29 protein-coding genes are annotated in these 24,181 nt (G+C 70.7%); 14 read left to right on the forward strand and 15 right to left on the reverse strand.

Annotated elements, in window-relative coordinates:
* Window positions 1–720 precede the first annotated feature (720 nt).
* The 4 genes from ACIRFH_RS35275 to ACIRFH_RS35290 form a co-directional block, all read right to left on the reverse strand.
* Window positions 721–1,395 (reverse strand): hypothetical protein, encoded by a 675-nt coding sequence (locus ACIRFH_RS35275; RefSeq protein ID WP_403530258.1) that lies wholly within the window; start codon window positions 1,393–1,395, stop codon window positions 721–723.
* Entirely contained in the window at window positions 1,377–1,499 is a 123-nt protein-coding gene (locus tag ACIRFH_RS35280) for a hypothetical protein (RefSeq protein ID WP_403530261.1), read from the reverse strand. The genes ACIRFH_RS35275 and ACIRFH_RS35280 overlap by 19 nt, the downstream gene beginning before the upstream one ends.
* A gap of 882 nt (window positions 1,500–2,381) precedes the next feature.
* Window positions 2,382–2,966, reverse strand: a complete 585-nt coding sequence (locus tag ACIRFH_RS35285) for a hypothetical protein (protein WP_403530264.1) — start codon at window positions 2,964–2,966, stop codon at window positions 2,382–2,384.
* A gap of 221 nt (window positions 2,967–3,187) precedes the next feature.
* Complete coding sequence (locus tag ACIRFH_RS35290) at window positions 3,188–3,397, reverse strand: hypothetical protein (RefSeq protein WP_403530267.1); 210 nt, start codon at window positions 3,395–3,397, stop codon at window positions 3,188–3,190.
* A 215-nt stretch (window positions 3,398–3,612) separates the two neighbouring features.
* On the opposite strand from ACIRFH_RS35290, the gene ACIRFH_RS35295 reads away from it, so the two are divergent.
* Window positions 3,613–3,963: a hypothetical protein gene (locus ACIRFH_RS35295; RefSeq protein WP_403530270.1), complete on the forward strand. Its 351-nt coding sequence runs from the start codon at window positions 3,613–3,615 to the stop codon at window positions 3,961–3,963.
* A gap of 132 nt (window positions 3,964–4,095) precedes the next feature.
* On the opposite strand, the gene ACIRFH_RS35300 is transcribed toward ACIRFH_RS35295, so the two are convergent.
* Genes ACIRFH_RS35300 through ACIRFH_RS35310 form a run of 3 tightly spaced genes read right to left on the reverse strand, consistent with a single transcriptional unit; the run spans window position 4,096 to window position 6,287 of the window.
* Window positions 4,096–4,965, reverse strand: coding sequence for an ATP-dependent DNA ligase (locus ACIRFH_RS35300; protein ID WP_403530273.1), 870 nt, complete (start codon window positions 4,963–4,965; stop codon window positions 4,096–4,098).
* Window positions 4,966–5,003: 38 nt separating this feature from the next.
* Window positions 5,004–5,279: a hypothetical protein gene (locus ACIRFH_RS35305; RefSeq protein ID WP_403530276.1), complete on the reverse strand. Its 276-nt coding sequence runs from the start codon at window positions 5,277–5,279 to the stop codon at window positions 5,004–5,006.
* 39 nt (window positions 5,280–5,318) lie between these two features.
* Window positions 5,319–6,287 (reverse strand): hypothetical protein, encoded by a 969-nt coding sequence (locus ACIRFH_RS35310; protein WP_403530335.1) that lies wholly within the window; start codon window positions 6,285–6,287, stop codon window positions 5,319–5,321.
* A gap of 130 nt (window positions 6,288–6,417) precedes the next feature.
* On the opposite strand from ACIRFH_RS35310, the gene ACIRFH_RS35315 reads away from it, so the two are divergent.
* The gene (locus ACIRFH_RS35315; protein WP_403530279.1) at window positions 6,418–6,756 is read left to right on the forward strand and encodes a DUF6233 domain-containing protein; all 339 of its coding nucleotides are present in this window, start codon (window positions 6,418–6,420) and stop codon (window positions 6,754–6,756) included.
* A gap of 65 nt (window positions 6,757–6,821) precedes the next feature.
* On the opposite strand, the gene ACIRFH_RS35320 is transcribed toward ACIRFH_RS35315, so the two are convergent.
* Window positions 6,822–7,283, reverse strand: coding sequence for a hypothetical protein (locus tag ACIRFH_RS35320; protein WP_403530282.1), 462 nt, complete (start codon window positions 7,281–7,283; stop codon window positions 6,822–6,824).
* 629 nt (window positions 7,284–7,912) lie between these two features.
* Between ACIRFH_RS35320 and ACIRFH_RS35325 the strand changes: the two genes are divergently transcribed.
* The gene (locus ACIRFH_RS35325; protein WP_403530284.1) at window positions 7,913–8,653 is read left to right on the forward strand and encodes an NUDIX domain-containing protein; all 741 of its coding nucleotides are present in this window, start codon (window positions 7,913–7,915) and stop codon (window positions 8,651–8,653) included.
* A gap of 2 nt (window positions 8,654–8,655) precedes the next feature.
* Here ACIRFH_RS35325 and ACIRFH_RS35330 read toward each other — a convergent pair whose 3' ends face one another.
* Window positions 8,656–10,029, reverse strand: coding sequence for a hypothetical protein (locus ACIRFH_RS35330; RefSeq protein WP_403530287.1), 1,374 nt, complete (start codon window positions 10,027–10,029; stop codon window positions 8,656–8,658).
* 184 nt (window positions 10,030–10,213) lie between these two features.
* Here ACIRFH_RS35330 and ACIRFH_RS35335 point away from each other — a divergent pair, with 184 nt between their 5' ends.
* The 8 genes from ACIRFH_RS35335 to eis all read left to right on the forward strand — a co-directional run bounded on the left by ACIRFH_RS35335 (window position 10,214) and on the right by eis (window position 16,779).
* Window positions 10,214–11,005 carry a 2-keto-4-pentenoate hydratase gene (locus ACIRFH_RS35335; RefSeq protein ID WP_403530290.1) on the forward strand — a complete coding sequence of 264 codons (792 nt, stop codon included), beginning with the start codon at window positions 10,214–10,216 and terminating at the stop codon, window positions 11,003–11,005.
* A 77-nt stretch (window positions 11,006–11,082) separates the two neighbouring features.
* A complete protein-coding gene (locus ACIRFH_RS35340) occupies window positions 11,083–11,952 on the forward strand; it encodes an acetaldehyde dehydrogenase (acetylating) (protein ID WP_403530293.1) in 870 nt (289 codons plus the stop codon).
* 14 nt (window positions 11,953–11,966) lie between these two features.
* On the forward strand, window positions 11,967–12,995 hold the full coding sequence (dmpG, locus tag ACIRFH_RS35345) for a 4-hydroxy-2-oxovalerate aldolase (RefSeq protein WP_403530295.1): 1,029 nt from the start codon (window positions 11,967–11,969) through the stop codon (window positions 12,993–12,995).
* Window positions 12,992–13,999 carry a beta-ketoacyl-ACP synthase III gene (locus ACIRFH_RS35350; RefSeq protein ID WP_403530298.1) on the forward strand — a complete coding sequence of 336 codons (1,008 nt, stop codon included), beginning with the start codon at window positions 12,992–12,994 and terminating at the stop codon, window positions 13,997–13,999. Before dmpG ends, ACIRFH_RS35350 begins: the two co-directional genes overlap by 4 nt.
* Window positions 13,989–14,219 (forward strand): acyl carrier protein, encoded by a 231-nt coding sequence (locus ACIRFH_RS35355; RefSeq protein ID WP_403530300.1) that lies wholly within the window; start codon window positions 13,989–13,991, stop codon window positions 14,217–14,219. The genes ACIRFH_RS35350 and ACIRFH_RS35355 overlap by 11 nt, the downstream gene beginning before the upstream one ends.
* An 8-nt stretch (window positions 14,220–14,227) precedes the next feature.
* Window positions 14,228–15,073, forward strand: a complete 846-nt coding sequence (locus ACIRFH_RS35360; RefSeq protein ID WP_403530302.1) for an HpcH/HpaI aldolase/citrate lyase family protein — start codon at window positions 14,228–14,230, stop codon at window positions 15,071–15,073.
* Window positions 15,070–15,600 carry a MaoC family dehydratase gene (locus tag ACIRFH_RS35365; protein ID WP_403530304.1) on the forward strand — a complete coding sequence of 177 codons (531 nt, stop codon included), beginning with the start codon at window positions 15,070–15,072 and terminating at the stop codon, window positions 15,598–15,600. The genes ACIRFH_RS35360 and ACIRFH_RS35365 overlap by 4 nt, the downstream gene beginning before the upstream one ends.
* A 9-nt stretch (window positions 15,601–15,609) precedes the next feature.
* A complete protein-coding gene (eis, locus tag ACIRFH_RS35370) occupies window positions 15,610–16,779 on the forward strand; it encodes an enhanced intracellular survival protein Eis (RefSeq protein ID WP_403530307.1) in 1,170 nt (389 codons plus the stop codon).
* Between the two features lie 508 nt (window positions 16,780–17,287).
* On the opposite strand, the gene ACIRFH_RS35375 is transcribed toward eis, so the two are convergent.
* The 5 genes from ACIRFH_RS35375 to ACIRFH_RS35395 all read right to left on the reverse strand — a co-directional run bounded on the left by ACIRFH_RS35375 (window position 17,288) and on the right by ACIRFH_RS35395 (window position 20,691).
* A complete protein-coding gene (locus ACIRFH_RS35375) occupies window positions 17,288–17,668 on the reverse strand; it encodes a hypothetical protein (RefSeq protein WP_403530310.1) in 381 nt (126 codons plus the stop codon).
* Window positions 17,668–19,056 (reverse strand): hypothetical protein, encoded by a 1,389-nt coding sequence (locus ACIRFH_RS35380; protein WP_403530313.1) that lies wholly within the window; start codon window positions 19,054–19,056, stop codon window positions 17,668–17,670. The genes ACIRFH_RS35375 and ACIRFH_RS35380 overlap by 1 nt, the downstream gene beginning before the upstream one ends.
* On the reverse strand, window positions 19,053–19,502 hold the full coding sequence (locus ACIRFH_RS35385; RefSeq protein ID WP_403530316.1) for a hypothetical protein: 450 nt from the start codon (window positions 19,500–19,502) through the stop codon (window positions 19,053–19,055). The genes ACIRFH_RS35380 and ACIRFH_RS35385 overlap by 4 nt, the downstream gene beginning before the upstream one ends.
* A 684-nt stretch (window positions 19,503–20,186) precedes the next feature.
* Complete coding sequence (locus ACIRFH_RS35390; RefSeq protein WP_403530319.1) at window positions 20,187–20,495, reverse strand: DEAD/DEAH box helicase family protein; 309 nt, start codon at window positions 20,493–20,495, stop codon at window positions 20,187–20,189.
* Window positions 20,416–20,691 carry a DEAD/DEAH box helicase family protein gene (locus tag ACIRFH_RS35395; protein ID WP_403530322.1) on the reverse strand — a complete coding sequence of 92 codons (276 nt, stop codon included), beginning with the start codon at window positions 20,689–20,691 and terminating at the stop codon, window positions 20,416–20,418. The genes ACIRFH_RS35390 and ACIRFH_RS35395 overlap by 80 nt, the downstream gene beginning before the upstream one ends.
* A gap of 553 nt (window positions 20,692–21,244) precedes the next feature.
* On the opposite strand from ACIRFH_RS35395, the gene ACIRFH_RS35400 reads away from it, so the two are divergent.
* A complete protein-coding gene (locus ACIRFH_RS35400) occupies window positions 21,245–21,961 on the forward strand; it encodes an HNH endonuclease (protein WP_403530325.1) in 717 nt (238 codons plus the stop codon).
* 334 nt (window positions 21,962–22,295) lie between these two features.
* Here the strand turns inward: ACIRFH_RS35400 and ACIRFH_RS35405 are convergent, their stop codons facing one another.
* On the reverse strand, window positions 22,296–22,880 hold the full coding sequence (locus ACIRFH_RS35405) for an XRE family transcriptional regulator (protein WP_359252173.1): 585 nt from the start codon (window positions 22,878–22,880) through the stop codon (window positions 22,296–22,298).
* Between the two features lie 106 nt (window positions 22,881–22,986).
* Here ACIRFH_RS35405 and ACIRFH_RS35410 point away from each other — a divergent pair, with 106 nt between their 5' ends.
* Window positions 22,987–23,754, forward strand: coding sequence for an AzlC family ABC transporter permease (locus ACIRFH_RS35410; protein WP_403530329.1), 768 nt, complete (start codon window positions 22,987–22,989; stop codon window positions 23,752–23,754).
* Window positions 23,751–24,065 carry an AzlD domain-containing protein gene (locus ACIRFH_RS35415; RefSeq protein ID WP_403530332.1) on the forward strand — a complete coding sequence of 105 codons (315 nt, stop codon included), beginning with the start codon at window positions 23,751–23,753 and terminating at the stop codon, window positions 24,063–24,065. The genes ACIRFH_RS35410 and ACIRFH_RS35415 overlap by 4 nt, the downstream gene beginning before the upstream one ends.
* Window positions 24,066–24,181 lie beyond the last annotated feature (116 nt).

Here is a 24,181-nt window from a genome sequence, read left to right on the forward strand (position 1 = left end):
CCCGCGGAGCGGGTACCCCATCGCTGCGCGATGGGCAAGCGAACACCCGCGCTGCGCGCGGGTGTTGCGCTCCCGCTCCGCGGGAGCGCTGCTGCTCGCTGCGCGAGCAGCCCACCGGCCCGGCGCAGCCGGGCCGGTGACGCTCCGTCCGCTGCGCTCCCGGAGCTGCGGGGCCTTCGGCCCCGCGAGGTGGCTTCCGCTGCGCTCCAGCCACCCGGGGCGCTGTGCGCCCCAAAGGCCGGCCCCGCTGCGCGGGTCGGCCAACGGGCCTTCGGCCCGGGCAGCAAGGGGAGGGGGGTGGCGGGGGCCGGTGACTCTGCATCAGGTGATGCACCATGTAGCTTTGGCAGAACCACCCCACACCCGGTGCTTCAGACTCTAGCCCTGGATCAGCTCTGGAACCAGGGCCCGCCCCCGGTCCGTGTGGTCCGGGTTCAGGAGTCGGCCCCAGCACCGTGCACATAGGGCTCTTTCGGTGGGGTGCCCGGACCGGTTGAGAATGCGGTGTGTTTCGCTGTCGGCGAGCCATGTTGCTTCGGTGTGGTGCTCGCATACGGCGCACAACTGGAGTTTGCATCCGGGGGTGAGGCACTGTCCCCCGCGTTCCCAATTGACATATGCGATGCGCCCGATGATTTCTGCGGCCATTGGCCTACCTCTCTTTTTCAGAGGTCCCCGGGGGGTGGCTTTCCTGCCACCCCCCGGGGGTGTTCTACCGGGCTACTTGCTCGCGTTCTTGCGGCGGTTGGTCCTGCGGTCCAGGGCCGCCCGCAGGACGAGGGCGCGGCGGCTGGCGGCCGGGCAGGGTTCCAGGATGGCGCGGGTGTGCAGGGCGGCGCCCATTGCTGCCCCGGCGTCCAGGGCTTCCTGAATCTGGTTCAGGACGGCCTGGCTGGCGTCCACGGTGGTGGGGTGCGGGAACTCGCAGGGGCAGTCGTGCTTGCGCTCTGCGGCGAGGTTGATGAGCGCGAGGGGGTGCTCCTTGACGGGGATGCAGCCGGGGTGGCGGGTGATGGGGCGGGGGATGCCGTCGCCGTTGCGGCCCCGCAGGTGGCTCCAGAAGCGGTGTCCCTTCCAGCCGCACAGACGGCACTCCATCAGCCACGGCTGGTCGGCGCCGGGGTAGCCCTCCAGGGGCACCCACCCGAGCTGCGCGAGGCGGGACATGGCCTCGGCGGCGCGCACCAGGTTGGGCAGGGTGGGGCGCAGGTCCGGCAGGAGGTAGGCGTAGGTGCGGGTGGCCCGCAGGCCGACGATGGCGCGCATCCGCCCGGCGGGCGAGTGGACCGGCTCAGAGGCCGGGGCGGTGGGGCGGTGGCCCTGGTCGATGAGGGTCATGAGGTGGGCGGCGGCCTGGTGCCGGTCGGCGAAGCGCTTCATGAGCTGGCCGGGCATGGTCGCGTACCAGCTGCCGTGTCGGCGGGGGTCTGGTCGACGGTTACGGGGTAGGTGCCGTTTTCGTCGCGCTTGCCGATGACGTAGCGCTGCTGCTCTTCCATTGTTTTCCTTTTCGGTTGCGTTGGGTTTTCGGCTTTGCCGGTCGGGTGCCACTCCCTTTCGGCAAGGAAAACAATACTCAATGCGCGGGCCGAAATCAAAGATATGGAGGGGGAAAGCCGCAGGTCAGGAATCTTTTTTATTTTCTTTTTCTGCGTCGAATTTCCCGCAGCTGGGCCTTTTTTCGGGGTAGGCGGGGTGGGGCGCGGTGCCGGTCGTCGCTCCCGACAAAGCGCAGCGTGTCGGGGCCCGGTCGCCGCGCAGCGGGGGTCCGGCAAGGGTGGCGGAGCGCAGCGGAGGCGCCCGCAGCACGCGTAGGCGCGCAGCGCCGCAGGGGCCGCGCAGCGAGGGCGGGAGCGCAGCGGACGCCCGGTGCCCCTGCCGCGTGGCAGGCGGCGGCCGGTGCCGCGCCCCACCCCACCCACCCCGAAAAAGGGCTGTGCTGCGCCCTGTAGCCCCCGCTGCGCCCTGGCATGCCCCGCCGGGGGAGGAGGGGGCGCCGCAGGGCCGCAGCGCGGCGCACACTGGCCGTGCTGCGGCGGGCTATGCTGGCGGTGGATTCCTCTTTCGGGAGGTTTTCGGCTGGCCGGTACCCCGTGCCACCCGCTTCGGCGGACTGAGGGGTGCCGGCCTTTTCTGCTACTGGGCTCGGCGGGGGGCCTGCCGAGCGTCCCGTTCGGGCCCGAGTTGGAGGCGGGGACGAGGCAGCGGGTAAGCAGCCATCTGGGGTCCGTTCAGCGACCTACGAGCAGGGCGTTGTGGCACTGGCGCAGATCAGGGCCCGCGCCGGATCCTTCCAGCAGCACGAACGGCGCGGGTCGTCTGAGGAGGCGGAGACACGGCGGCCCGGACGTCTGGGAGCACTGACGGCCGTCCGACGCCCGTCACGACGCCCGATCGGCCGGAGCCTCCTCCAGCTTCCCGTACGAGTCGAGCCGCCAGCGGACCCCGCCATCGTCCGTGAACAGCAGGGCAGGACGGTTGTTGTCCACCGTCGCCTCCGGCCAGTCCGGTGACGCAAAGTCCACCGTGCGTCCCGCAGCGATCTCCGGTACAGGAACCGGACGTCGACCTCTATCGGGGTGGTTAGCCGCCTCGTGATCCGTCGCGGAGACGGCGTTGTAGGCGTCACCGAAGCGGACCAGTACGTCACGGATCGGCTCGCCACTGCCGTTCACGACGCGTACACGCCAACTGGTGTACGGCTCGTCAGGCGAGACGCTGTCACCGTTGCCGTAGAGGAAGAACACCATCTTGATCAACCGGGACTGGGCACGCCTCCGCTCTTCGGCCTGGGCCCGCAGCTCGGCGCGCTCCAGCTCCAGGTTCTGCCGCTGCTCGCCCATGAACCGCGTCTGCTCCGCGATGAACACCCGCTGCTCGCCGATCTGCTGCCGCTGGCTCCTGATCGTCTGGTACGCGAACCAGCCCGCCGCGAGCGCGCCCGCTCCGCCGACCCACGTCGGCACGTCTCCCCACTCCGCCGGCCCCACCACGCACCCCTCTCAGTCGCGGCCGCGCGACTCTTCGAGTGGATCTTGCGGCCACCTCAGTGTCTCGATTCACCGGACACTGACGCCTCCTCATTGTTCGCAGTTCCCGGACACTCGTGCCGTGATCTGAATCATCCACGTGCTCGCCGACGGCCTATGACCGCCCGGCGAGAACACACCCCTCCGGGGTGCGTTCTTCAGCGACTGGAGTCGGTGATGCCTGCGGCCAGTTCCGCCACGAGGTCCAGCACACCCTGCCCGAACGCGGTCGGCGCGACGAGGATGCCGAAGACCAAGACGATCAGTACCGTCAGCTTCTCGTCGTTGCGGCTACGCGCTTCGGTCCGCCGGCGCAACCGCACGACGATGATGACCGCCAGCAGCACCGCCACATTGATCGTCAGCACACACAACCCCCACCACAGAAGAACGACTCTCCTGGACAGGTTGAGCCGTCACGCGTTCCTGACGAGCCCGTGACCTGGAATGATGGCTGCAAATATCCGGCACATCGGCTGGATCGGCCGTCTTGGCTCCCGCAGCTGGCCAGAACGAGGGCACCACGCTAAGCAACCCGCTGCTCAGGTCGTGTCCTCCGCTCGCAAGGCCCGTTATGCGGGACGTGAAGACGAATGTGATCAAGGTAGGAACGGTGCTGGCCTCGCTGCTCCTGGCCGTGGGCGGCGGTGCTGGCCCTGCGGACGCCGCGGTGCTGACGCCGCGGGCCTGCAACACCGACGGCGCTGCCGCGCAGCTCCACGTCACAGCCCGCGCGGTGCACCTGCGGTCCGGCAAGGACACCTCGCACACCTCGCGGGCGCTCCTGACACGCGGCACCGACTTCTACGCGGAGTGCTGGGGCCAGTCCTCGGGCCGCACCTGGTGGGCATACGGCACGGTCATGTCGGGGCCGCACAACGGCAAGCGGGGCTGGGTGAGCGGAAACCACCTGGCAACCGGCTACCGACACTGACGGGCCGTCTCGTCGGCGCCCGCGGTCAAGTACCGAACGGTGCCACGGTGTCCGGGGACATGTCGGCGCGGGTGCGGTGCAGGCGTACCGGGTGGCGCCATCGGCCGGCGGCGTCGCGAGCGACGTCCGCCATCACTTCCACGACGGCGTCCGGCTGTACGAGCTGACGTCCAGGACGTCGCGTGAGCCCCACCCGGCGGTAAACGTGCGCCCTGTCCACGGGTGCGCCTCCTGCGCCGGGCTCAGCAGCGTGGCGAGTGAGGCGGAGGCGGCGCGGGCGAGCGAGGTTGTCCGGCCGGTGTAGCGCAGCGCGCCCGCGTGGTCGTACCGGCCCAGCAGCAGCGTTCGAGGCGCAGTGACGGGGCCGGTGACTGCACCCACGATGGCCTCTGCGGTGGCGCGGACCTTGTGTTTGCCCCACGCCCTGGCGCCGGGGCGATACGGCTCGGCCGGCCTCTTGAAGCACAGTCCTTCGAGGCCGGCGGCCGTCCAGGTCAGCCATTCGCGGGCGGTGTCCGCGTCGGTGGTCGACGGGCACAGCGTGAGCGGCGCGGATAGTCCCGCCTCGGTGAACAGTTCCTCGAGGGCGGAGCGGCGCCGGGCGTACGGCCACGCGGCGAGGTCCGCACCGTGCAGGCGCAGCACGTCGAAGGCGACGTAGTGGGCGGGCCACATCTGCGCGGCCGCCAGGGCGCCGGCACCGCGGCGCCGGGCGAGACGCTGCTGGAGCCGCTCGAAAGCGAGGCGGCCCGTCTCCCACACCACCAGCTCCCCGTCCAGGCCGGTGTCGTCGGGCAGCTGCGCGAGGGCGGCGGACCGGATCTCCGGGAACGCGGCCGTCATGTCCGTACCCTGCCGCGAGCGCAGCAGCACCCGGCCGTCGGCGTAGCGGGCGAGCTGGGCACGGTAGCCGTCCCACTTAGGCTCCGCCGCACAGCCGGGCGGCAGGTCGGGGCCGGCCATGGGAGTGGTGAGCATCGGATCCGGCAGCGTCCACGTCATGGCAGATGCCTTCTACCGCCGCCGGCATTCACCCCGGATCAGCCGGCGCGCAGCGTCCTGCCCCACCGCTCGACAGCCTTGGCGTCGCAGTACTCGCACAGCGGCGAGCGGGCCCCGCGCCCGTATTTGTGGGTGGGGCGGTGGCATGCGGCGCACGGGCCGATCTGATCACCGAGACAGATCAGCGGCGGCGTGGCGAGCACTCTGGCGAGGGTCTCTTTCCGCGCCGGCAGCGGAGGCGCGGGTTCGAGCCGGGCCAGGGTCACACCGTGCTCGGCAAGCAGTGCCGCGAGCTTCGCGGTGCTCCCGTCCATGTCTGCACTCAGATTTTCCTGCAATCTGCAGTATGGGATTCAGGAGGCGCGGCGGATGACCGCGGCGGGGCCGATGATGCTCTGGCCGAACTTGTCGCGTACCCGGTCGACGGCGGCCTCCGCGACGAGCCTGGCCTCACGGGTGTGGTCCAGGCTGATCTGCTGGGCCACCCGGTCGGCGTCGATGAGGTCGTCGCCCTTGAGGACCAGGCCCGTGATCCGGCCGCGCTGCAGACCGGCGGAGTCGATCAGCCGGTAGGCCATGGTCCGCAGGTCCTCGTCGTGAGCGGACGCTTCGGGCAGACGGCGGGTCTTCTCCCAGGTGCTGCCACCGGCGAACTGGAGTGTCAACGACACCACGCGGGCGGCTTGGCTGCGGCGGCGCAGCAGGCGTGCCAGCTTCACGACGAGGTCCAGCAGGGCCGCGCGGACGTCGGCGCCATCCAGAACGTGGCGGTCGAAGCGCAGGCGGACGGTGGCGGATGCGGGCAGGGTGCGGGGCACGACGGGGCATGGGTCGAGGCCGCGGGCCCGGTCGGCGGCGAGGCGGCCGGCTTTCCCGCCGAGGAGGCGTTGCGTGGTCTCGGGTGAGACTGCGGCGAGCAGGCCCACGGTGTGGATGCCGTAGTCGTGCAGCGCGCCGGCCTGGCGGGGTCCGATGCCGTGGAGGGCTTCGACCGGCAGTGGGGCCAGCCAGTCGGTCACACGGTCAGGGGTGACGGTCAGAACTCCGCCGGACGGGACGACCTGCGCGGACGCGGTGGCCGCGACGGTGATCGACGGACCGATCCCGACCCGCACGTCGACTCCGAAGCGGGACAGGGTGCGCACCCGCAGAATCTCGCCCAGCCGGTGCGTATCGGGTCCGTGGTAGCGCAGCGCACCCTTCAGCTCCACCAGCGCCGCGGTCGGCGGCAGCGCCTGCACCACCGGGGAGAGGTCGGCCAGCAGCTCCAGAACCTGCCGGTAGACCTCCTCCCGGACGCGATCGGGGCAGCGCACATGCATCACCGTCGGCACCCGGTCCGCCCGTGTGTCTGTGTCCGTCACGACCCTCACCTCCTCCACCACGTTATCGAACAGAAAATCGAACACGCGAGAGCGATGCGGATGGATTGCCGGGTCTAGAATCGAAAGTATGCTCGATGACCTGCCCTCTGACCTGGAACGTCTCCAGACACTCCGGGTCTGGCACGCCATGTGGGTGCAGCGCATCGACACGAAGATCGCCGCTGTCCGGCAACGGCAGGCCGAGGAGGAGTACGGGCGTCGCAACCGCCCTGCGCCAGCCGAGTGGATCGTCGAACTCGGCATCGGTGCCCGCCACCCGCCGCTGCAGATCCACGCCGGTGACTGCTACATGGCAGGCAGCCGGCGCCGCCCCGTCGACCGCGACGAGGCGCGACGCCTCCTCGCGGGGGGTCTAAAAGCCTGCGGGCATTGCCGGCCTGATGCCGAGCTGGAGATCATCAAGTGATCCCGCCACGGCGGCCCCGGGCAGGGTCTCCTCGTGAGCTTCAGAGTGTGCCGTGGTCAGCCTCCCTACCGGTCGCACTCCCACCGCACCGGCGGGCCATCACAGTGAACGCAGGGTCCGTGTGAGCGGCAGTGTGTCCATCCGGCATGCGGCAGCGCGACGCCAGGGCAGTCCAGTCCGCGCGAGCAGGACATGCTGCCGTCTACGTGGTCGAGTTGGAGGCCCGTGCAGTCGCCTCCCATGGCAGTGAGCGCAGCAGCGAGGCCCGTGAGGTCGGGCGGGCCCATCTCTCTGGCCAACTCGACCAGGTCCTCAAAGACGAAGTCGTCTGCCTGCTCAGGGCGGTCGGCCTGGAGGGCAGTGCACATCTCCTGGGTGATCCGGTGCCCGTTGATGAGCGGCCAGCCGTCGTCGCCCGCCTGCAGGGAGAGGGTGTCCACGCCGATCACGTCCGGCCGCCAGTCCCCGCTTTTGGGCTTCGGCAGCATCAAGGCCAGGGCCAGCCGGACGTCGTCGGCGGTGCGCACCTCGTGCACGGTGACCGACGGGACGCTACGAGACCCCTCCCGCAGGCGCCTGTCCCGTCGGGCTTGTTTCGCTCGCTTGGCATCTCGTCCCATTCCAGCCTCCGTCGATCGCTCCTCTTCTTACGAACGACGGACAGGCTCAGCCGGTAGCAGGTCGTCCCCCGGACGTACCCTCGGACCGGCAATCTCAGGATGACGACGCGGGCGCGAGCAAGCCCGTCGGTGTGTAGGGCGGGGCGGAGGCCGTTGTGGCGGCCTCGAACGACTCCTGGCAGCCCCGGCTCCAGGTAGGGGCCCGGGTTCTGCATCGCGACACGCAGACCCCAGCCCTGTGCGGGCGGGGTTGCGGGCCTTGCCCTCCCCTCCCCCATCGTCACGGCCAACGCCGAGATTCCTGGAGGAGACGTGAGCACCCAGCAGCAGCCGACGCAGCAGCCGACCGAGACGCCGGCACCCCAGCCGAGAGGACCTGAACCCCGCCGGGAATTTGCCCGGAAAGGCGCCCTGGCCGTGATCAGCGGCGCGGTATCCGGAACCGCGCGAGCGCTCTGGACCCACGCCCTGGGAGGTGGCTCCTGACGCGCGACCTGCCGCGCCAGAAGACGTGCCGGGGGTTCTACGATGGGCCGGTGACCGAGACACTGCCCCCTGTGGGCATTGACCTCTTCGACGTTGAACGGCTCGTGCTGACCGAGGGCATGGAGCCGCCGCTGCCGCCCCAAGACGCTGAGGCACGCGACCAGGTGTGGGACATGGCGGTCAAGGCCAACCCCGCCCTCTTCGACGGGCCCGCGGTGGCGTGCAGAGGCCTGGAGCGGTCCGCCCCGGGCGTCCTGCGTCTGTCGTGGGTGCGTGTGACCTACCGGCACTACGCCCTGCGTCGCGTTCCCCGCGCTACCGCACTGCCCTCGCTGTTCGTGAACACCGTCCAGCCGACAGACGACGGCCGCGTACTGGCAGCGAGGATGTCACCCTCGACGGCCGCCCCAGGCCGCTGGCAGCTACCTGGGGGGTCTGTGGAGCCTCCCCAGGACGGGGCGGTGCTGGACGAGGCGGCATTGGCCGGCCAGGCCGCACGCGAGCTGGCCGAGGAGTTGGGAGTCGCCGCGGTCGCGGAGGACCTGGAGCTGTGGGTCGTTACCCGAGGTGAAAACGGCAGTGTTGGATTGACCTACCTGGCTCCGCCCCTTCCCGAGGCGACGCTGCGCGCTCACTTCGCCGCTGCTGCGGTAGCCGAGCGCAGCCAGGGCCGCGAGCCCGAACTCGACGCCATCGTCCTGGTGCGCTCACCGGACGAACTGGCCGGCCTGAACGGCCCGCACGCGGACTACCTGGAGCCGATCGTCCGCCGTTTCGCCGAGCGCCGCTGACGTCAGGCGCCGGCGAGGAAATCCCGTCCCCGTTCGTCGAGCTCGGCCACGCACCGCAGGCCCCGGGCCTGGAACTTCCTGAGGTCGCTGCGCATGCGCGAGACCGCCTTGCGGGTGCGGACGGAGCGGACACCATCCATGTGGTCGATGGCCTTGTGCCAGGTGGCGCACGCCTGCTCGATGCTGCCCCGCTTGAGGTGCATCTCCGCGCCCGCGACCAGGTCCAGAGCGACGATCCGCGCGTAGGTGTCCGCCGGGCGCGCGGTGGCGGCCAGGGCGTACTGCTCGGCGGCGGCCCGGTGGTCTCCCACGGTCTCGTGGACCTTGGCGGTGCGGGAGTACACCGATGCGGCCGGCGGGCCCCAGGCCAGTGCCCAGAACGGCACCTCGTCGCCGGGGGCACCGGTCAGCAGGGCGCGGGCGTGTTCGGCTTCGGCCAGGGCCGCGCGGGGTTTGCCGCTCTTGGCCAGGGCGTGGGCGTACACGACGCGGAAGAGGGCTTCGGTCTGGGCATCCACCCGGCCCTTGGCCCGGTTCAGGCCGGTCTCGGCCAGGCCCAGGCAGTGTTCGGGGCGGTGGAGCTTGAGGCCTTGCATGGCCATCGTGCGCATCACGAATCCGTCGTGTCCGCGCAGGCCGGATTCGGCAGCCAGGGCGTAGGACTGTAGGTAGTAGCGCTGGGCGAGGCCTTGTTGGCCTGCATCGTAGCTTTTCCAGCCGAGCAGGTGGACGCCGCGGCTGGCGGCGGAAAGCATCTGCTGGCGGACGTCGTCAGTGCGGAACCGGGCCCGGCACAGCGGGGCGACGTCGTCGCGGAGGTAGGTGACCAGGGCGCTGCGGCCGTGTTGTCCGCCGTGGCGTTCGTCCATTTCAGAGAAGGCGTGGATCATGTCGCGGATGGCTGCGACTTCGGCCATGCCGACCGTGTGGCCGGTGCGGGCGGCCTGGGTGCGGGCGGCGATGTCCTGGACGTGGCTGAGGGGTAGGGCGGCGGCGGCCACGGAGTAGGCGGAGGCCGACAGGAAGCGGCGGCGGTCCAACTCGTACCTCCACATCGGCAGCAGGGCGTCCAGCGGGTCGCTCCCGAGGGACAGTCCGATGGTGTCACTGTCTGCCTCTGCTGGGCAGGGCAGGCCGAGGTCGGCGAGGGTCAGCAGGCGGCCCAGGCGCCGGGACAGGGCGACCGCGAGGTAGCGGGGCGTGTCGCCGCGAGGCACGGATCCGCTGAGCCAGTGCTCGACGTTGGACTTGTTCGTGCGTAAGCGGTCACCGCATTCGGCGGCGACGGCGCAGACTGCCTTGGCCAGCGCCTCGTAGGTGATCCCGGATTCAGCGACCAGGGCGCTGAGCTGGGTGTTCGGTGTCCGCGTGGTCATGAGCACCTGCCCCGATATACCCGATATACCACTTGGACTGTCCCTCACCGTACCGCTGCGTACGGCCGACAGGTTGACTGTTCATCAGGCCCAAGCCCGGCGGCCGAAGTACCGCCCAGGATCTGCTCCCGGGCCCACGTCTGCACACCGCATGTGATGCCCCGCGCCCCGAGGAGGGATCGCCTTGGATGAGCAGGACGACCGCTGGATCGCCGCTACGGCATCGGCTCTGCTGACGGCGGAGTGCGAACGGATACCGATCGAAGCTTTGACCGTCCGGCGGCCGGATCTGTCGCTGGAGATGGCCTACCGGGTGCAGGCGGCGGCGGTGGCCCGGCAGGTCGCGGGCGGCGCCCGCGTCGTCGGCCACAAGGCCGGGGTGACCTCTCGGGCCATGCAGGAGCAGATGGGCGTCGACGAACCGGACTCGGGCGTCCTGCTGAACCACACGGTGCTACCCGCCGGCGGCACCCTGGCCCGGTGCGCGCTGATGCAGCCGCGGGTGGAGGCCGAGATCGCGTTCCGGCTCGGCTGCGACCTGACGGGCGAGAACGTGGGCCTCGAGGAAGCGCAGGCGGCGGTGAAGGAGGTGTTTCTCGCCCTGGAGGTGATCGACACCCGGTTCACCAGCTGGCGCGTCACCGTCGCGGACAGCATCGCCGACAACGCGTCCTGCGCCCGGGTCGTCACCGGGCCCATGGTGCCGTTCAGCGCGGACATGGACCTGGCCGCCGAGCAGCTGGTCGTCAGCGTCGACGGTGCCGCCGTCGCGACCGGGGAAGGCCGAGCCGTCCTCGGCCACCCGCTCCATGCTCTGGCCTGGCTCGCCGGACGGCTGCACCGCTGCGGCGACGGGCTGCGTGCCGGGCAGCTGGTCCTGGCCGGGTCCGTGCACGCCAGCCTCCCGCTGGAGGCCCCAAGCACGGTTCGCACCCATTCGCCCCATCTGCCGTCGGCCGAGCTGCACGTCCGCTAGCCCCCTGGTGCCCGGCGTTCCACCGGCTCCGCCCCGCACTCCTCAACCATTCCTCCCTTGGCACGAAGGAGCGTCCGATGGCCGCTGATGAACAGCGTCTGCGCGTCGCCGTACTCGGCGCGGGCCTGATCGGTATCGACCTCGCCGACAAGATCCGCCGGTCGGCTTCGCTGGAACTGGCCCTGGTGGCAGGCCGTGGCCGGGACAGTCTGGGTCTGCGCCGGGCGGCCGACATGGGCTATCCGACCACCGCCGGGGGCATCCGCGCCGTGGTGGAAGCCGGCCCCTTCGACGTGGTCTTCGACGCCAGCAACGCCGATAGCCACGCCGAGCACTGGGCGGCGCTGCGGCCGACCGGCACCACCCTGATCGATTTGACCCCCACGGACCTCGGCACGGTCATCGTCCCGGGCGTCACCAGCAACCGGCCGGCGGGCCACCGGCACCTGAACCTCGTCAGCTGCGGCGGGCAGGCGGCCATCCCGCTCCTGCACGCCATCTCCCGACGCTGCTCCCCCGCCTACATCGAGGTGGTCTCGACCGGGGCGAGCGCGAGCGCCGGCCGGGCCACCCGCCTCAACCTCGATCAGTACATCGACACCACCTCGGCCGCGATCCGGACCTTCACCGGCGCCCAGGACGCGAAGGTGATGGTCAACCTCAGCCCCGCCCGTCCCGCGCCGCCGTTCCGGGTGGCCATGACCGTCCTCGCGGACGGCATCCGACCGGCTCCGGTCCGCACGAGCATCGCGGCCGCCGCCCACGCCGTGCGCGCCTACACGCCCGGGTTCAAGGTGACCTCGCTCGCCGTCGATCCGGGCCGGATCTCGGTCGCGGTGGAGGTGACCGCATGCGGCGGCCGCCTGCCCCGCCACGCCAGAAGCGTCGACATCATCAACGCCGCCGCCGTACTGCTCGCCGAGCAGACGGCTGCCGGCTCCCGATGAAGGGAAACCCGCCCATGGACACACCTCCCCCGCGCCCGTGGCCCACGATCCTGCTGCACGATCCGACCCTGCGCGACGGCCACCACGCCGTCGGCCACCAGCTCGACGCAGGCCAGCTCCGCGCCTACGCCACCGTCGCGAACGCCGCCAAAGTGCCGGTGGTGGAGGTCGGCCACGGCAACGGTCTGGGCGCCTCCAGCCTCCAGATCGGCCGCGCCCGGCTGGATGACGTCACGATGCTCACCACCGTCCGCGAGGCCCTCACCTCGTCGCGGATGGGCGTCTTCATGGCCCCCGGCTGGGGAACCTCCCGCGACCTGGCGGCCGCCGTCCACCATGGCGCCGACGTCGTACGGATCGCCGCCCACTGCACCGAGGCCGACGTCACCGAACGCCACCTCGGCGTCGTCCGCGACCTCGGAGCCGAAGCCCAGGGGGTCCTGCTCATGAGCCATATGACCGGCCCCGGCGAACTCGCCGAACAGTGCGCCTTGATGGTGAAGTTCGGCGCCCAGGCCGTCGGCATCATGGACTCCGCGGGCCACTACCTCCCGAGCGACGTCACCGAGCGCGTCAACTCCATCGCCTCGGCCGTCGACGTGCCGGTGATCTTCCACGGCCACAACAACCTCGGTCTGGCGGTGGCGAACAGCCTGGCCGCCGTGGACGCCGGGGCGTCGGTCATCGACGCGACGGCCCGTGGGTTCGGCGCCGGGGCCGGCAACGCCCCGCTCGAAGTCCTCGTGGCCGTCCTCGAACGCCGCGGCGTCCCCACCGGGATCGGCTTGCGCCAGATCCTGGCCGCCGCCGACGTCGCCGCCGAACGCCTGATGAAGGCCCCGCCGTCCATCGACTCGATCGCCGTGGCCAGCGGACTTGCCGGGGTGTTCTCCGGATTCAAGCGGCCCGTCCTGGAGACCGCCCGCGCCGAAGGCGTCGACCCCGTCGACCTGTTCCTCGCCCTCGGCAAGCGGCAGGTCGTCGCCGGACAGGAAGACCTGATCGGCGACGTCGCCCGTCAGCTCAAGGCAGCCACCCGATGACCGCCGCACCCCAGCCGGACGGGCAGGCGGCCGTCGTCTGCGCGATCGGTGCAGCGCTGCCCCCGCGCACCGTCTCGAACGCCGATCTGACCGCGCGGCTGGACACCACGGACGAGTGGATCCGCTCGCGGACCGGCATCACCCGGCGGCATGTGGCCGGGGCGGACCTGTCCACGACCGACCTCGTCGTACGGGCCGCCGCCCAGGCCCTCGCCGGCGGCGAACCGGCCCCGGTTCAGGCCCTGGTGGTGGCCACGACCACACCGGACCAATGCTGCCCGGCCACCGCCCCCGCCGTCGCCACCCGGCTCGGGCTGACCGGCATCCCCGCCTTCGACATCGCGGCCGGCTGCACCGGATTCCTCTACGGCCTGGCCACCGCGGCCGGACTCATCGCCGCCGGCACCGCACGGACCGTCCTGGTCATCGGCGCCGACCGCCTCGCCGCCCTTCCCGACCCCGGGGACCGCGCGACTGTCCCGCTGTTCGGCGACGGCGCCGGAGCCGTGGTGCTGCGCTGCGGCAGCGCGGACGAGGCCGGGGCACTCAGGCCGGTGGTACTGGGCAGCGACGGCAGTGGCGCCGACCTGATCCGCGCCTCCCGGCCCGGCGCCCTGCACATGGACGGAGCGGACGTCTTCCGGCACGCCGTCGACCGCATGTCCACCGCCTCCCGCCAGGCCGCCACCGCCGCGGGATGGGACCTCACAGAGGTCGACCGCTTGGCCCCGCACCAGGCCAACAGCCGCATCACCTCCTTCGTCGCCCGCCAGCTCGGCATCCCCGATGGCCGCCGGCTCGGCAACATCGCCGAGGTCGGAAACACCGGCGCCGCCTCCATCCCCCTGCTCCTCGCCCAAACCGCCGCCGAAGGCCGCCTGGAGCCCGGCCACCGCACCCTGCTCACCGCGTTCGGCGCCGGACTGACCTGGGGCGCCGTAACGCTCATCTGGCCCGACCTCTCCCCCGCCCGCCTCCCGGAAGGAGCCGGACATGACCGGTGACCTGATCCGCATCCTGATCCACGACCTCAAGCTGCCCGCCGACCGGCTCACCGACGACGCCACCCTCGACCACGCCGGATTCGACTCCCTCGCCGTCGTGGAGCTCTCCGTCCTCCTAACCGACCGATACGGCCTCGACATCAGCGACAGCGACATCAAGGACGCCGCCACCCTCGGCCAGCTCGACCGCCTCATCACCACCCAGCGCAACGGAAGGTGACCACCCCTATGACCAGCACCAGCCGCCGGCCCGGACGGGCCTGGATCATCACCCCCGGCCTGCACAGGGACCGCTTCACCGGCGCGCAGCAGTCCGGCGCCGCGGTCGCCGTCGTCGACATCGAAGACTCCGTCGCCCCGGCCGACAAGCGGACCGCCCGCACCGCCTCCGAGGCGTTCTTCACGCTCCCCAACCCGCCGTGCACCCTCGGCATCCGGATGAACAGCCTCACCACACTCGACGGCATCAAGGACCTCGCCGCCATCTCCGACTACACCGCCCGGCCCGACCTCATCGTGATCCCCAAGGTGGAATCGGCCCGCGACATCGAACTCGTCGCCGCCGCGCTCGACACCGACCACTACACCCCCGACATCTGGGCGCTGATCGAAAGCCCTCGGGCCTTCACCACTCTGCCCGCGATCATGCGCGCGCCCCGGCTCGGCGGCGTCATCTTCGGCTCCGCCGACTACGCCGCCTCCGTCCGCTGCGGCCTGGGCTGGGAAGCCCTCCACTACGCACGTTCGGCCCTCATCAACGCGGCCACCGCCGCGAACCTTCCCGCCATCGACGCCCCCACCTGGAACCTCGACGACCCCGACATCCTGCGCCGCGACGCCGAGCGGGCCAGAGAACTCGGCTTCTACGGCAAGGGCTGCGTCCACCCCCGCCACGTCCAGGTGATCAACGACGTCTTCACCCCCACCGCCGAGGAAATCACCCAGGCCCGTGCCATCATTGCCGCCGCTGACGCCAGCGGCGGAACGGTGACCAGCGTGGACGGGCAGATGCGCGGCACCCCCTTCTTCAACCGAGCCCGCGCACTGGTCGCCGAAGCGGACCGCACGTCGTGACCCCCGGCCTGCCCCACGGCTACCGCCAGACCGGCGAGGGCCGGATCCGGGAGAACGTCGGCCTCTCTTACCCCGACCTCTCCCCCGGCCTGATCATCGAGCACCAGCCCGGCCGGACCGTCACCGAACTCGACAACCTTCTCGGCGCCGCCCTGAGCGGCAACGTCGCCCCCATCCACACCGACGCCCACTACAGCAGCCAGACCCAGTGGGGCCGCATCCTGGTCTGCTCCGGCGTCACCCTCAACCTCGTGGCCGGCATGACCGTCCGCAGCGTCAGCGGCCTGACCACCGCCAACCTCGCCGTCGACCGGGTGCGTTTCACCGCGCCCGTCCACATCGGCGACACCCTCTACGCCGAAACGAAGGTCCTCACCCGCCGCACCTCCGAGAGCCGCCCCGGCACCGGAGTCGTCACCTGCCACACCACCGCCCACAACCAGACGGACACCACCGTTCTGGACTTCACCCGCACCTTCCTCCTCCCCCTGGACGCCGACGCCGTCCGCGACGTCACCCACTACTGAAGGCGGACCATGAACCAGCAGCTGACGTTCACCCCCGCCGATGACCGCCTGTGGGAGCAGTACGACCAGCTCGCCACCCGTGCCTACGGCCACCCGATCGGGGACATCGCCCACCTGCGCGAACACGCCGACCTCCAGGTCGCCGTCCGCGGCGGCCGGGTCGTCGCCGGCGGTCTCGGCCTCCTCGTCGACCAGTTCTTCGGCGGCTCCCCCGTCCCCAGCGCCTGCCTCGGCGACGGCTGCGTCGCCCCCGAAGAACGCGGCGACCACCTGGCCACCGACATGACCCGCGAACGACTGCGCCCCCTGATCGATCGCGGAGCGGTGATCTCCACGATCGTGACCTCCTCCACCGGCTACGCCCGCCGCCTCGGCTGGGAAGCCCCCACCAACGTCCTCGCCTGGACGGTGGCCACCGACGACCTCAAACGCTCCTTCACCGGCGACGTCTTCGAGGTCGAGCACGGACTGACCGACGAAGCCGAAGCCCTCCAACGCGACCTCGCCCGCCAGTGGAACGGCCCCGTCGACCGCCCCATCTGGTGGAACCGGTGGAAGCAGGACAAGAGCAACCTCACCACCTACCGCTTCGCCCGGCCCGGCCACCCCACCGCCGGCCTGCTCAGCCTCACCACCCAACGGCACGAACGCCACGGCATGACCCTGACCGTCCACGACTTCTGGGCCGCCAGCCAGCCCACCGCCGCCGCCATGCTCGCCTTCCTCGGCCGCCACAACACCCGCGCCCGCACCATCACCTTCCGCCGCGGCGCCCTCCCGCCCTACCCCATGCTCCTGCACGGACTCCGCCACCACCGCGCCACCGCCGAAGCCTGGCACCCCTGGATGCTCCGCATCCTGAACATCCCCGAGGCCATCCGGCTCCGCGGCTGGCCCAACGACCTCACCACCGCCGTACCGGTGGAAATCGAGAGCGAGCACGGCGGGTGGGACCGGTGGATGCTGCAGGTCAAGGCCGGAGCGGGCGAGATCGTCCCCACGCAGGTCGAGGGACAAGTGCTCTTCACACGGCGCCAGCTCGCGGTCTGGTACGCGGGCGGCTACCGGTCCACTACGTCAGCTCGCATGGCCGGAGTCCACGCCGTATCGGAGAAGGCGCTCGCCACCCTGGTCCGCGGCACGGTGCAGCTCGAACCCTGGCTGCCCGACCACTTCTGAGGCCCTGCTAATCGCTGAAACGTACGGACCCTGCTGGACGGCTGAATCGAGCAACCAGCAGTTTGGAAGATCGACCTTCAGCAGCTCGTCGCGCACCGGGATCCAGGCCGGGCGGAGCGGATGCCGTCCTCCAGGGAGAGCTTCGGCGTCCACCCCAGCAGCTCGGCCGCCCGGTCGCTCTTGGTGTAGCCGCCGGCGACGTCACCAGGCCGCTCGGCGTAGATGGTGGCCAGCGGGGTTGCTGACGACGTCCCGGCGAGGCAGCAGGCTGCGCACGGTGACCGGCTCGGCTCGGGCTCGTTGAACCTGGCATCGCGTGCATGAGTTCCGGCGCGGGGCCGGCAGCTCGCTGGGCTTCACGTGGGCTCTGTCGGTGTCGGTGGCTCCGGCCTTCTCCAGTCCTTCAGTTGGCAGGACCTTTCTCCACGCCGGTGGCCGGGGTGGACTACTTCGCTGTACAGAACTGGCTGCTCGCCCCGTGCAGGCCGGGTCGCCACCGGCCGGGCGCTCATGCCCCGCTGGACGCCCACCGCACCACCGCCGCCAACCCCAGCAGCACGGCCGGTGCCGCCCACGGCCACCGCAGCACCCGCCGTACCGAGGGCGCCAGCCACAGCGCTCCCACCGCGCCTGCCAGAATGAGGGTCAAGGCACAGGCGAGCTCGATCCCGCCGTACGCAGCCTGGTCCCCGCCGCTGTCCGGACGGGTGACGATCGCCAACCAGAGGAAGAAGGCCGCCGCCAGGGTCAACAGCACCACCGGAACGGCGAGGACCACGCGGAGCAGCCGGCGGTCGTCGTCGGGATGATGCGGGCGGTCGTCCGCCGGGTGACGGGAATGACCGGTCTTGTGCCAGTCGCCGGTGTGCGAGGGTTTCGAGGACTGCATCAGCGGATCGCGTTCCTTGCCTGGTCCAGGTGGTGGGCGAAGTCGCGGCCGTAACGTTGCGCCTGGCCGTTCTCCCAGTACGGTCCACCGTTGTACCGCGCGGCAAGCTCCTGTTGCTGCTCCACCGTCATTTCCTCCGGGGGTACGTCGGCGAAGTCGCTCTCCGCCTTGAGCTGAGCCAGGTACTCGGCGGCGATGAAGATGTTCTGCCCCGGGTCCTGGAGCGATTCCTCCACCATGGCTCGCTGTTGGTCGGTGAGGTTCTCCGGGTCGTAGCCGAGCACCTCGGCGCCACGCCGTACCTGGATGGCGATCGGTCCGAAGGACGTCTCGTCGGGGTCGCCGCCCAGTCGTGACGGCAGGTTCTCCGGCGCGATGGGGCTCAACGGGGAGTCCGCCTGTTCCCGGATGGTGTCGGTGATGTCGTCGAGTGGGCCGGGCTGGCCGGCGATCTCCTTCCAGGCGATGCCCGCCACCATCGACGGCGGCAGTCCGGAGTTGTGTGCGGCGGCCTTGATGATGTCCTTGTTGGCTCGGATCCACTCGGTCTTGTCCTGGTCACCGGAAGGTGGGATCCAGTAGCTGTCCGTCGCGCCCGGCAGTGAAGCGAGCTGCATCCGGATGCTTTGGAGCGTCGGGGAGACCAGCTCGCCCCGGGCCGTCGGGTAGTAGTCCTGCTTGGGACCGCTGCCCGGCAACCGGGTCACCGGGTTGCCGCTCGCCTCGGCCGCCTCGCGCCGCAGATCGGGCATGGCGGCTGCGACGTCCACCCGCTCGGTCAGGAACACCTGGAAGTCCGGCACCAAGTCGTAGGCCTGCCTGAGCTCGTGGACACAGAGGTCGCGGGCCTCCTTCTCGGTGGTCCGCGCCAGGTCGAAGTCGCCGCCCGCCGCATCGTGCAGCCGGTTGGCCTCGTCCCGGATGTCGTCGACGTCCATGGTCAGCTCCGCGAAGAAGTCCAGGACGCCGGTGGTGTCGCGCATGTCCTCCCACTGCCGCATCGGCTCGGCCTCCTGAGCCGTGCGGGTGATCGCGGTGCCCTTGGTGTGGATCAGGTCCGCGAGAGCCTGCTCGTTGACCAGGCCATCGGAGTAGTACGCCTTCGCCAGCGTCAGCGCCTGCGCGTAGCGACGCAGCGCGCCCGCGGCGTGTCCGTAGGCTTCGGTGAGCTCGTCGACCAGGCGACGGCCCTCGGTGAGCCTGGCCGTGTAGTGCGCGCTGCCCTTGCTGCGCCACTCGGTGTGCTTCTCCGCCCGTTCCGCCGCAGGAGCGACAGCCGTCAGGAGGGCCTGGATGCGGCGGAATTCGTCCGCGTTGCGCTCCACCAGCGGCGGGTTGCAGTTCTCCAGGAACTCGACGTCCTTGCGGTAGCTGAGTCCGTCGCTCATCGCGTTCCCGGCGAGACGTAACGGCCGTCGAGCACAGCCTCCAGGAACCGGCGGGCGGTCTCGTCCTCTATCGCCGCGAAGGTCCCGCCGGCCGTCCGCAGACGGGTCGACAGCGCCGCGAACAGAGCCATCGTGTCCAGGAACTGGTCACCCGCGAACTCGGCGAAGCGCTCCACCTGACGGGCCACATCCCCGTGCGCCCTGGGTTCCCGTGCCATGGTGGTCAGCTCGGCGTCCGGACGGCCTTCGTGGAGAAACCCAGCGATCTCCACCAGGAGGTTGGCGTTCCCGTTGATGGAGTCCGTGTTCGCGACCAGATCCTTGCCCGAGACAGCCGGCACGCCTGTGCCGGAATCCGCCGGCAACTGGTTGAGTCGCATGCCAGCCTCGGCCTGCCGCGCCAGCGCATCGGCTTTCAGCTGCGCCCATTCCTGCTCGAAGGACACCCCGTCTCCTTCTGTTCCGTCCGTGTCTTGTCGTACATATTCACGCTCCGCATGCCGAAACGGTTCTGAAGACGGAAGTCGGTCCGGGCCAGAAGGCCCAGGTGCCAGGGGGTTCGCGTCCTGGTCGCCGCCTTCGGCACCGCCCGCGGACTCGGACTCGGCGCCTTCCACGGCTGGGTGCCGGTGGAGGCCTCCGACGGCGCCTCGGACAGCGCCTTGAAGCGGCAGGCGTCCGGAGACGAGGTCGAAGTAGACCAGCACCCTCATCAGACCGTGCTCGGTCATCACCCGCAGCACCGCAAGGTGCACGGCAGTGGTGCGCAGCTCACCGCCTGGTCCTCCCCGCCGCCCACGGCGGTGGCGGGGGTGGGGAGGACCAGGCGGTGACGCAGGTCAGCGTCGGTCAGGGTGAGCATCACGATCCGATAGTCCGCGGCGCGGCCGTTCGGCCACTGCCTGCGCGAGCGGGTACTCGAAGACCTTCTTCCCGTAGACGGCCTCGTTGTCCATGGAGTTGGCGAACGCGTCCACCTCCGACCCCGGCCTCGGTTGTGAGGCGGGGCGGCGCGGGCGGGTCGTGTCGGCGGACTCGGCCAGCTCTCGGGCGGCGAAGATCCGCGGGGTGGCGGTCGTGTAGAGGCGGCGCTCCGCCCGGATCCGCTGCGCGTCGTTGACGACCGCCCACTACTTGTCCGCCCGGCCCGCGATCCGGTGCGCCTCGTCCATCACCGCCAGATCGAACGCCGACACCTCGAAGCCCATGCGCTGCGTTGCCTCGATCTTGTCCAGGGAGTCGTAGGTGCAGATGACGGTGAGCGCGGGGATCTGGTCCTGCCCCTCCCCCACCACCGACATCAGCCCGCCCAACGCATGCGGACTCGTCGTCGACATGACCCTCGCCGCCACCAGGTCATCACGGCCACGGCGCCAGGCCAAAGCTGTCTGCGCCGCCAGATCCAGCGTCGGCACCACGAACAGGCACCAGCCGCGCACCTAGCCCGTCCGCCACCCGCACCGACACCAGCGTCTTACCGGTCCCCGTCGCCGACACGAACAGACCCCGCGTGCCAGGGCGGCGCAGATGCCGCACCAGCCGCTCGACCGCCTCCACCTGATCGGGAAAGAGCACCTCGGCAACTCGACCAGGGTCATCAAGCTCATCCTCGATCCGAAGCAGACGGGCATCCATAGGTGCGGGCATGCACCCCTATCCCGGGCGCGATGCGCGTCATCCGTACGCGAACCGTACGCGAACTGTACGGATTCCATACGCGAGTACGGGTAGCGTGGACTGGTGCGCCGAGCCGCGCAGCCGCCGAGGCGTCCCTGGTGCCCGGGGTGTCCATCCTCGGCGTTCGCAGCCTGCGCCAGCTGATCACCGTTCTCGCCGACGAACCCGTCCCGACAGAATCACCGACAAGCCGTTGCGCTCCCACTCGCGAGCACGGCAAGGCTGTTGAGTGGGAGTGCGCTTCCGGCTGCGGCCGACAGCCACCGACTGGGCGTACCTCGGGACTGACCCGGCGGCGAAGGTCGACGAGACCGGCCGCCTGTACTCCGTCAGCCCGGACCACTACGCGCCGTTGGCGAGGTCGTGCCATCGCCGGTTCGACGCCTGGCAGGCGCAGCGCCGAACCGGCATCACGCTCGGCGAGATGCACTGCGCCTGCCGTAGGCTTCGGCTGTCAGTGGTTGCCATTACCGTTCCTCCCCTGTCGTTCCGACGACGGAAGGGGAGGGGCATGACCACTGCACAGCACGCGATTCCACGAGGGAGCCGCGCGGGTCAGCCGACATGGGTCTGGCTCATGGTCCTGACTGCGCACCAAGGGCTCTGCGTGTATTGCGGGAAGACCGCGACAACGCTGGACCACGAGGTGCCGGTGGCGGACAACGGGGCGGACATCTGGTGGAACTTCGTCCCAGCCTGCGAGAGCTGCAACCGGCGGAAGGGCAAGCGCACCGCGAAGAGGTGGGTCGCTGACATGGACCTGAGCCACACCTTCCCGAAGGCTGGCTTCAGGACGAGGCCAATGCGACCCGAGGTGTACGCGGGCATCACGAAGCGCGTGGAGCGAGTCCAGCGCGAGATGGCTGACGCCGACCGGCGTGACTGGTTCCGCCATCACTACGGCAGCGACAAGCACAAGACGAAGGCGGACCTGTCCAAAGTGCTCGAACGCTGCAAGGCGGAGCTGAAGAGCTACCCGCACAGGCCGTGGGCGACGCAAAAGGTTCGCGACACCAAGGCAGATACCTGCGTCCGCCTCATGTGCTGTGCTTGGAAGCATCCCGATGCGTGGATTTCTGGACCGACGATGATCCTTGCCGAGGGGGAGCGTGAGGCTTTCCGCAGGGCGGCATACAGGGCGAGGCTCCACGAGGGGGAACTCCTTGGGCACCTGGTCAAGCAGTACCTCGCCGAGCGCGCCAGCGGCACGGAACAGTCCGCCCCCTGATCGACCCTGAATCCGTGGCACGATCTTGGCCGGTAAGACGTAGCGGTCCGGAAACCGCGACTCAGGGGGTCATACCCCCCGACCGGCGTCCGGCCAAGCGGGCAGGCACCAGGGCGGCCGAGGACACGGCATGCGGCGCGCTCACGAACGATCACGCAGCCTCGGGCTCAACTCTCCTCGGCCAGCCACTCAACGACCGGGACAGCGGCACACAGCGGCTCAGCCAGGGGTCAACGGCCAGACCTCGGCACCCGCCTTCGGCCACTTCAACCAAGAGTCTCGCGCTTGACAAGATCCCCCGCCCTCGTGAGAGAACCGCGATCCACACCGGAGTCTAGACGTGCTGCATGACCATCACGAACGTCGTGCCCGGCTCAAGGGCCTCGTAGGAGTGCGGCACGTCCCCCCGGTACGACATGTAGTCACCGGGGCCCAGCTCCACCGCCTCGCCCCGCGGGCCCGCGAGCAGGCGGCCGGTGCTGATGACCAGGTGTTCCATCGAGCCCGGGATGTGCGGGTCCGACTCGCGCGGGGCGCCCGGCTCCAGCGCCCCGTGGTAGATGTCCCGCCGCACCCCGGTCGGCCCCGCGGAGAGCAGGGTGCCCGCATACGAGGAGTTCTCCGCGTGCATGGTCGGGCCCTCGCCTGCCCTGATCACCGTCACGGCCGGCGCGGGCGACTCCACCAGGACGCTGAACGGCACCCCGAGCGCCACGGCGAGCGCCCAGATCGTCTCGATGCCGGGATTGCCGGTGGCCGCCTCAAGCTGCGAGAGGGTGGACTTCGCGATCCCCGCGCGCTTGGCCAGCTCGGAAAGGGAGATCCCGGCCTTCGCGCGCTCGCGGCGCAGCGCCGCGGCGACCCACTCGCGGGGCATGCGGGGCGGCTGGGCGCCGCCGGGGCCGGTGCCGTTGGTCATCGCTTTCGCTCCTGATCGAGGACGATTCGTTTCGCGCATCGTTCGCTGCACAAGGCCATTTCGTTCGCCTTGACGAACGCACCTCGCACTGCCCATCCTACGATGCATGCGTTCGCCACACCGAACAAGCGATCCGCCAAACGGAACGACGCGCGCCTCCGGCGCCTCCCTCGTCCGCCTCTACGACCTCCCGCCCGGCGTCCTGCGCGACATCGCCCTCGTCTGGCTCGCCGACGCCGTCGTCGGCGTCTCCTTCGGCGCGATCGCCGTCGCGGGCGGGCTCCCCCTCTGGGTCCCCGTCCTCATGTCACTGCTCGTGTACGCGGGCTCCGCCCAATTCAGCGCGGTCGGACTGCTCACCGCGGGCGGCGGCCCCGTGGCCGCGGCGGCGACCGGGCTGCTCCTCAACTCCCGTACCGCCGCGTTCAGCCTGGCCCTCGCCGACGACCTCGGCCGCTCCTGGGCGGCACGGCTGATCGGCGCGCACCTCATCACCGACGAGACGGCCGCCTTCGTGCTCGCCCAGGACGAGGGCAGGGCGCGCAAGGCCGCGTTCTGGATATCCGGCATCGGCCTGTTCCTGGCGTGGAACGTCAGCGTCCTCGCGGGCGCCCTCGCCGGCACGGCGCTCGGCGACACCGACCGGTTCGGGCTCGACGCGGCGTTCCCTGCGGTCCTTCTCGCCCTGGTCCTGCCCGCGCTGCGCGCCGACAGTGCGGCACGGCGGGCGTCGGCCGCTGGCGCGGTCATCGCGGTCGCTGCCGCCCCGCTGCTGCCCGCCGGGGTGCCGGTTCTCCTCGCCCTGCTCGGCCTGCTCGCCGCCCGCCGCGGCCCCCGCCGTCCCCGCACCACCGCCCCCGGGAGCGCCTCGTGAACGCCACGCTCGCCTGCGTCCTCGTCCTCGCCGCGGGCACGTACGCCTTCCGCCTGTCCGGACCCGTGCTGCACGGGCGCGTGGAACTGCCCGCCCGTGTCCAGGAACTGCTCACCGTGGGGGCCACCGTGCTCCTCGTCGCCCTGCTCGCCACGGGCGCGCTGACCGAGGGCCAGGGCTTCGCGGGCTGGGCGCGACCCGCGGGCGTCCTCTTCGGCGGCATCCTCGCCTGGCGCAAGGCGCCGTTCGTGGTGGTCGTCGTCGGCGCGGCAACGGCGACAGCGCTGCTGCGCCTGGCGGGAATCCCCTAGACGAGGCCCTTTCGCCCCCCGCTAGAAGACTCATGAAGATCTTGGGGTTCTGGCCCTGCCGCGTGAGCGGCAGGGCCAGACTCTTTGGTGTGGTGATGGGGGAATGGGCCGGGGAG

This window comes from Streptomyces sp. NPDC093586, from assembly GCF_044764905.1.
In the GTDB taxonomy this organism is placed as follows: Bacteria; Actinomycetota; Actinomycetes; order Streptomycetales; family Streptomycetaceae; genus Streptomyces.